Here is a 7,461-nt window from a genome sequence, read left to right as displayed (position 1 = left end):
AAAATTAAATATTAAAATGCAAAATGACATATCAAATATCATATCAAAAATCAAAGAGCAAATATCAAAATTAAGGAATTCTTTTATTCTTATTTTTGATTTTTAATATTTAATATTTGATTTTTTTATTGCCTTACAAGTATTTTTGCATTTTGCTTTGTAATTTTGATTTTTACATTTTGATATTTGCATTAAGCCCTTCGTGGAATATTTTACATCGGGATCGTATTATTTACCAAAGAGTTACGCCTTAAATTAGCGTCATTCAGAATACGCTAAGCACGTACTAACTAACAGTTACCAATTACCCAAAAATGGGAGGGGGGACAGATGCCAGCATGGTTAACACAAATCATTACTTTTTGGAATGGCTTGACTCGCACCCAAAAGATAACGATTGGTGGAGTTGCCGCAGGAGTACTTATAGTCCTGTTATTCTCACTCCAATATGTTGGGAAAGTAGAGTATGTTAATCTGTATGTTAATATTGAGCCACAAGAGGCAGGAAAAATAACCGCTAAACTGGATGAATGGAAACAACCGTATAAATTAGTTGGGACAACGATTAAGGTTCCAATAAAAGACCGTGATAGATTAAGAATAGATTTAGCCAGAGAAGAATTAGCACCAAAAGGTGGCATTGTTGGTTATGAATTGTTTGATGTAACTAAATTAGCCATAACAGATTATGAACGACGAATTAACTTCCTTCGAGCCTTACAAGGCGAACTAACAAGAACAATTGAGGGAATAGACAATATAGACGAAGCAAGAGTCCTTTTAGTCCTACCTAAAAAAGAATTATTTACTGAAGAAGAAAAAGATGTAACTGCATCCATTAAATTAAAACTCGCTCCTCAAACTACCTTAACTACTGACCAGGTCAAAGGAATAATTAACTTAGTAACTCACGCCGTAGAAGGCTTATCACCTGAAAATGTGACTATTGTTGACAATAGAGGTAATATTTTATCCGACATAAAAGAATCTGTAGATGGAAAACTTGAAGACTTAGCCGTTAAACAATTAGATGTTCAGCGCGCTGAGGCTAAAGATTTAGAACAAAAGATTCGTAAAAAATTAGCCCGGGTAGTTTCCCCGGATAGTATTGAAGTATTTGTCAAATGGGAGATGAATTTTGACCGTGTTGAGAGTAAAGAAGAAAAATATAGTATGCCAGGATTTGAGCAGTTAAAGGTAAGTGATGAGGTGATAAAGGAAGAACTTAAAGGAAAAGTAACGATGCCTGGTGGTGCAGCCGGGGTAGAGGCTCAAATGCCTGCTTACAAAGGTGTGCTTACCTCCGAAGGACCGGTAGAGTATAAAAAGGATGAATCAAGAATTAATTATCTTGCAGATAAAGAGGAGGTATTGACTGTAAAATCTCCGGCTATATCTAAAATATCAGTTGCGGTCGTTATTGATGGAATCTATGAGCGAGATAAATATGGTAAATTAAAACTCGATAAAGATAACAAACTCATCTATAAACCACGCACTCAGCCGGAAATGAAAAAATATGAGAATTTAGTCTGGGGCGCTATTGGTGCAGAAAAAGGAAAAGTATATTCTGACCGTGAATATATTGTTCAGGTAGAAAATGTTCAATTCGACCGCACCAACGAATGGGTAGAAGAACTAAGAACCACCAAGGAAGAATCACAGGCACTAATCAGAATGTATATTATGGCGGGAATTTTAGTCCTACTTTTAATTGGTGGTTTGATTGCTTTGATGATTCATCGAAGAAAAGTTATTGCTCGGGAAGAAGCCGCAAGAATCGCCGCATTAGAAGCCGCAAGAAGAAAAGAAATAGAAGAAAAAGAGGAGTTAGCAGAAGAAGGAATTACACCTTTTGAAGAAGAAATTAAAAACCTGGCCAGACAATTTCCACAACAGGTAGGCCAAACGCTTAGTACCTGGTTGGCTGAGGCAGAAGCAGCATAGTATAACTATTGTGGTGTTGAGTGAGTTTTACACGGCGTATCATCAGATTTCATAACCTGCAAACGGATAACTGGTAACTGGTTAAATAGTTTCGTCCTGAGATTAGCCGAAGGGTATTTAATTACCAGTTACCAATCACCAGTTACCAGAATCAAATTCCGTGCGTTATTTGTTCAACACGACACTGGTAAAAGGAGGCAAATCATTATGGCTGTAGTTGAATTAACCGGTCCCCAAAAAGCCGCAATACTTATGGTTGCACTGGGAAGTGAAATATCATCTGAGGTATTCAAATATTTACGAGAAGATGAGATGGAATCTTTGACAATGGAAATTGCTAATTTGCCAAAGATTTCTCCAGAACAGCGAGAACAGGTGATGAATGAGTTTCATCAGATAATGACGGCACAGAGATTTATACTTCAAGGTGGTGTGGACTATGCTAAAGAACTTTTAAAACGCTCGCTGGGTGAAGAAAAGGCTCAGGAATTAATAGATAAATTACTTTCTCAAAAGAAACCATTTGAGTTTATGCGTAAGGTTGACCCGGTTCAACTACTCACTACGATTCAAGCTGAACATCCACAAACCGTTGCTTTGGTTTTAGCCTATCTACCTCCAGAACGGGCATCAGTTATTCTAAGTGAGTTACCATCTGAGATTCAAGCGGATGTCGTCAGACGATTAGCGGTGATGGAAAGAGGTTCTCCAGAGGCACTTCAAAAAGTAGAAACTATATTACATACAAAATTGGCGGCTTTCACGACCACGACTAAAGGAAAGGAGGCACGAATAGGTGGAGTTGATTCAGTCGTTGATATGTTAAATCAGGTCGAACGAGATGTAGAACGAACAGTTTTAGAAGGTGTTGGAGAACAAGACCCGGAGTTAGCCGAAGAAATTAGAAAACGAATGTTCACATTTGAAGATATTACTCGACTGGATGATAGGTCAGCACAACGAGTCTTGCGGGAAGTAGATATTCGTGAATTAGCTATGGCACTTAAAGGTGCCTCAGATACGGCTAAAGATATGGTCTTTAAAAATATGCCTAAACGCGCCGCGGCTATGTTGAAAGAAGAAATAGAATTCTTAGGCCCTGTCCGAGCAAGAGATGTTGAAGAAGCTCAGCAAAAGGTGATTAATGTGATTAGACAACTGGAAGACTCCGGAGAAATAGTCGTTGCTCGCGGCGGAAAAGGTGGGGAGAAAATCATTGTCTAATATCTATCGAAAGGAATTTTTACCTCCAGATGGCGCTGAAGTAATGCTGGAGTTTCAACTTAAACCAGCACCTGAAGGGAAAACTATATTAGATGTTATAGAAAATAGAATTAAAAAAGGACAGATTAAACTACTCAATTTACAAAAGAAAATTAAAGAGGCAAGTCAAAAAAATCGTAACCTCGAGGAAGATATTTTATTTGAGGCAAAAGAAAAAGCAGAGAAAATTATAACTGAGGCGAAAGAATCAGCTAATCAAATCCTTAATGAGGCGAAAGAATCATCTAATGAAATTCTGACAAAAACTAATTCGGAAATAGACCAGGTTACTCAAGTAGCCAAACAAGACGGTTATGAACAAGGATTTAAGGAAGGTAAAGAACAAGGAATCAACGCTGGTCAGGAGGTGATAAAAAAGACTTTAAGTCAAATCCATAATGTCTTGCTTGAGGCAAAACATAAACGAGAAGAAATTATTCAGACTAATCAAGAAATGATTCTTGATTTAGCCTTAATGATTGCCAAAAAAATAATTAAAACAGAACTTGCCACAAATAAACAGGCAATTTTAAAAAATTTAACCCAGACACTTAAAAAGGTAAAAAACAAAGAAGAAATCAAGGTAAAAATCAATCCCGTGCATCTCCAGGAATTATCATCAAAAAAGGAAGAACTCCTCTCTCAAGTTTTTGGTCTGGAAGGAATAAATTTTGAAGAAGATGAAAATATCGAACCAGGAGGCTGTCTCATAGAAACTAATTTTGGACTGATTGATGCTACTATCTCTTCACAATTAGAAATTATCTATGAGGCATTGAGGGATAAGGAAACAAGGGAATAAGGAAATAAGTCGTCACTGTTCACCGCATAGACACAGAGACGCAGAGAAAAAAATTAAAATCTATGGACGAGATGCTTAACATCCCTGATTTTTCACCAGGGCAAGTTTAATGTTGTTGTACTCAAGAGCTTGCCCTGATGAAAATCAGGGATGGATTAACAAATCTGGCTTGCCTGCTGAACATTCGGCAAGCAGGGCCTCTGTATTTCCATGTCTGCATCAATAATCTTTTATGTGCTCTAATTTATTCTCTGTTCCTCTGCGTCTCTGCGGTAAATTACCACCTGAACGGTTACAAAAATGGGGAGGGAAGAATGGTAATGTCTAAATTGGCTAAATTTCAAGATGTTCTGGATAATTTAGATACCATTCGACTGGGAGGAAAGGTTAAACAGGTTATTGGGCTAACCATAGAATCAGAAGGTCCACCAACACAGTTGGGAGAATTATGTCAGATACGGCTTCCAGGTTCAAAAGTCATTCAAACCGAGGTGGTTGGATTTAGAGACCGTCGGGTTTTATTGATGCCTCTGGGTGAAATGAATGGTATTGCCCCCGAATGCCAGGTCATATCCACTGGAAAACCACTCCTTGTCCCGGTGAGTGAGAGATTAAAAGGTAGAATATTAGATGGTCTTGGCAAACCAATAGATGGCAAACCTCCCTGCCGTGCAGATGATTTTTATCCAATCTTTAATCCTTCTCCAGACCCTTTAAAACGACCAAGAATTAAAAATCCATTACCTCTGGGAATAAAAGCCATTGATTCCATTCTTACTGTTGGCAAAGGACAACGATTTGGTATATTTTCTGGAAGTGGTATTGGTAAAAGTACATTAATGGGTATGATTGCTCGATTTACAAAAGCACAGGTTAATATTATTGCCTTGATTGGAGAGCGAGGCAGAGAGGTCAGAGATTTTATCGAAAGAGACCTGCAGGAGGAAGGATTAACCAGGTCAGTAGTTGTTGTGGCGACATCAGATGAGCCACCTTTAATTAGATTAAGAGGGGCTTTTGTGGCAACGGCTATTGCCGAATATTTTCGGGATAAAGGTTATGATGTGATGTTTATGATGGATTCTATTACACGGTTTGCCCGTGCTCAGCGCGAGGTAGGCCTTTCAATTGGCGAACCGCCGACTACTCGTGGTTTTACCCCATCTGTATTTGCTATCTTACCTAAATTGCTTGAACGCTCAGGAACATCAGAAAAAGGCACTATTACCGGCCTTTATACGATATTAGTCGATGCCGATGATATGAACGAACCAATTGCCGATAATGTCCGGGCAATTTTAGATGGACATGTGGTTTTATCGAGAGATTTAGCCGCAAGAAATCATTACCCGGCAATTGATGTTTTACAAAGTGTCAGCCGGGTGATGATAGATATTGTGCCGCCAGAACATGAGCAATCCGCAAGACGACTTAAGGAAATAATTGCCACCATCCGCGATGCCCAAGACATCATTGATATTGGCGCCTATGTTAAAGGCAGTAATCCCAAAATTGATTATGCCCTCTCTATGATTGATGAGGTAAATGCCTTTTTAAAACAAGGAATATTTGAAAAGGTAGATTATGAAACTGCGGTAAAACAATTAATGGAATTATTCGCCAGCAAAGAAGGCACAGAAGGATAAGAAGTAGAAAATTAGGGGGAAAAACAAAAGTTTTTTGTAACCGTTCAGGCTATATATCAAAAGTGTAAGAAAGGGGATAAGGAGATAAGAGTGATATGGAGATAAGATAATAGAATATAGATTGAAATTTATAGAAATAGGTAGAAATTGATTGTGGAAAACAACAAATTTCCATAAATTTCTATTAGTTTCTATTAATTTCAATTTTTTTAATAATATCTCCCTATCTCCTTAATCTCCACATCTCCTTTTGTTACACCACCTGAACGCTTACAGTTTTTTGTATTCTGACTACTATCTACTGACTACTATTTTCAGGGGATAATAAAATGCCAGGATTTAATTTTAGATTAGAACGAGTTTTAGAAGTTAAAAAATATAACGAAGATAAATTAAAAACGCAATTGGCTCATTTAAAACGAGAATATCTTCAGCAAGAAAATCTATTATGGTCATTACAAGAGGATTTGCAAACACAAATTTTCTTGCTTGGTGAAAGGCAAAAAAATCTTACCCTGACAATCGAAGAAATTATATGGGGCTATAATTATATCGTTAAACTCCGTGAGAATATCGAAAACCAGAAAAAAAGACTTAATGAGCTAAATGAAGAAATAAAAGAAGTAACTAAAAAATTAATTGGTGCCTCACAAGAAAAACAAATACTCGAAAACCTGAAAGAAAGGAAATTTGAGGAGTTTAAATTAGGGGTAGAAAAACAAGAGCAGGAATTTATGGATGAGGTAGGGATAAGCAGATATGTGAAGAGAATGGGATCACCCATGAGATAAATGGTAACTGTTCACCGCAGAGACACAAAAATACAGAGAAAAACACACACCTAACCCCTCTCTGCTGTAAATTACCACTTGAATGGTTACAATTTTTGTAACTATTCAGTAGTAACTATTCACCACGAAGAGCACGAAGGACACGAAATGGAATTTAAGGTCTTGTAATTTTCGGTAGTGTCTGACAATAACTACAATTCTTTTAACCACAAAGATCACAAAGAGTTTCACAAAAGAGTCAAAGATTTTTGAGAGAATAAATTTTTCCCTTTATTTCTTTGTGTATTCTTTGTGTACTTTGTGGTTAATTTCAGAGACCATCTAATTTTCTTCGTGTTCTTCGTGGTGAATAGTTACGCGCATCCAATGACTCTATTCGATAATTCATCAAATTTCACTTCGTGCTCTCCGTGCCCTTCGTGGTGAATAGTTACCAATTTTTTATTATTTTTTAAAAAATGCTTGACAAAAATTTATTAATATCCTATCATATAATCATAAGGGATGAGGAATTAAATCCCCCTTTCAATTGTAGATAGGAATCAGAAACAAGAGATATCGCTATATCTTATTGAAAATCAAATAGTTGTGCTAAATTTGTCTTTAAATAGGGGGGGTTCCGATATAAGACTTCAATTCAGACATAAGGGATAACACCAATAAAAAGTAGAGTTGATAGAGTGTTAGATAGAAGTAGGGTAACAAAGTAATAAAAAATTTAGATTTTATTATTTTTTTTCTTGACAAAATAACACCTAATATATATAATAGGTGTTATGAATTTTGAAGAGATATCTATTCATCGCAAGAAGATTAGTATTTTAAAGAAGGAAAGAGACAGATTTGAGGAGATAGCGATAGGGCGATCTCCTATGGTAGCGGCATCTGTTAATGGCAAACCAAAATTGACCCACTTTTGGCAATGGAAATTGACCCACCCATGTAAAAAAATCAGATCAAAAATGAACAAATTTGGCAATGAGAATTGACCCACCCCCGGATATAAAGATTG

General features: G+C 36.8%; 7 protein-coding genes. 6 read left to right on the top strand and 1 reads right to left on the bottom strand.

Going from position 1 to position 7,461, the window contains the following annotated elements; all coding sequences use genetic code 11:
• Positions 1–330: 330 nt before the first annotated feature.
• From fliF to fliI, 4 genes are all read left to right on the top strand, one after another.
• On the top strand, positions 331–1,947 hold the full coding sequence (gene fliF, locus AB1422_14150) for a flagellar basal-body MS-ring/collar protein FliF (protein ID MEW6620453.1): 1,617 nt from the start codon (positions 331–333) through the stop codon (positions 1,945–1,947).
• A 207-nt stretch (positions 1,948–2,154) separates the two neighbouring features.
• A complete protein-coding gene (gene fliG / locus AB1422_14145; protein ID MEW6620452.1) occupies positions 2,155–3,171 on the top strand; it encodes a flagellar motor switch protein FliG in 1,017 nt (338 codons plus the stop codon).
• Positions 3,164–4,012, top strand: a complete 849-nt coding sequence (locus AB1422_14140) for a FliH/SctL family protein (GenBank protein ID MEW6620451.1) — start codon at positions 3,164–3,166, stop codon at positions 4,010–4,012. The genes fliG and AB1422_14140 overlap by 8 nt, the downstream gene beginning before the upstream one ends.
• 320 nt (positions 4,013–4,332) lie before the next feature.
• Entirely contained in the window at positions 4,333–5,658 is a 1,326-nt protein-coding gene (fliI, locus tag AB1422_14135) for a flagellar protein export ATPase FliI (protein MEW6620450.1), read from the top strand.
• A gap of 49 nt (positions 5,659–5,707) precedes the next feature.
• Here the strand turns inward: fliI and AB1422_14130 are convergent, their stop codons facing one another.
• Positions 5,708–5,833, bottom strand: coding sequence for a hypothetical protein (locus tag AB1422_14130; protein ID MEW6620449.1), 126 nt, complete (start codon positions 5,831–5,833; stop codon positions 5,708–5,710).
• A gap of 154 nt (positions 5,834–5,987) precedes the next feature.
• On the opposite strand from AB1422_14130, the gene fliJ reads away from it, so the two are divergent.
• Positions 5,988–6,449, top strand: a complete 462-nt coding sequence (fliJ, locus tag AB1422_14125) for a flagellar export protein FliJ (protein ID MEW6620448.1) — start codon at positions 5,988–5,990, stop codon at positions 6,447–6,449.
• Positions 6,450–7,225: 776 nt separating this feature from the next.
• On the top strand, positions 7,226–7,438 hold the full coding sequence (locus AB1422_14120) for a hypothetical protein (GenBank protein MEW6620447.1): 213 nt from the start codon (positions 7,226–7,228) through the stop codon (positions 7,436–7,438).
• Positions 7,439–7,461: the final 23 nt, after the last annotated feature.

This window comes from bacterium (assembly GCA_040757115.1).
Lineage (GTDB): Bacteria > UBA9089 > CG2-30-40-21 > CG2-30-40-21 > SBAY01 > JBFLXS01.
The sequence above is the reverse complement of the archived record's forward strand: the minus strand, read 5'-3'. Positions and strand labels throughout refer to the sequence as shown.